This is a genomic window from Bartonella sp. TT121SHDZB (genome assembly GCF_042193415.1).
Taxonomy (GTDB): Bacteria; Pseudomonadota; Alphaproteobacteria; order Rhizobiales; family Rhizobiaceae; genus Bartonella.
Map to the genome: position 1 here is coordinate 1 of NZ_JBHILR010000058.1, position 315 is coordinate 315.

At 65.7% G+C, this 315-nt stretch carries 1 protein-coding gene; it reads left to right on the forward strand.

Going from position 1 to position 315, the window contains the following annotated elements:
• Window positions 1-315, forward strand: a 315-nt coding sequence (locus ACFIKI_RS08445) for a phage tail length tape measure family protein (RefSeq protein WP_375666761.1), incomplete at both ends; no start/stop codon positions are given.

The following is a 315-nucleotide window of genomic DNA, read 5'->3' on the forward strand; positions in this document are numbered from 1 at the left end:
GTTGTGTCTCTCCAGTCTGGCCAGGCCCCGCTGACGGTGCTGCTGCAACAGGGCGGCCAGTTGAAAGACATGTTTGGCGGTGCTGGCGCGGCTGCGCGCGGCATGGCTGGCTACGTGGTCGGCTTGGTGAATCCCTTTACCGTGGCTGCTGCTGCCGCCGCAACGCTCGGCGTCGCGTATTACCAAGGCAGCAAGGAGTCGGACAACTTCCGCCGCTCCCTTGTGCTGAGCGGCAACCAGGCCGGCACCACCGTCGATGAGCTGAATGCCATGGCTCGCGCCATCGCCAGCACATCAGGCACCCAAGGCGCCGCA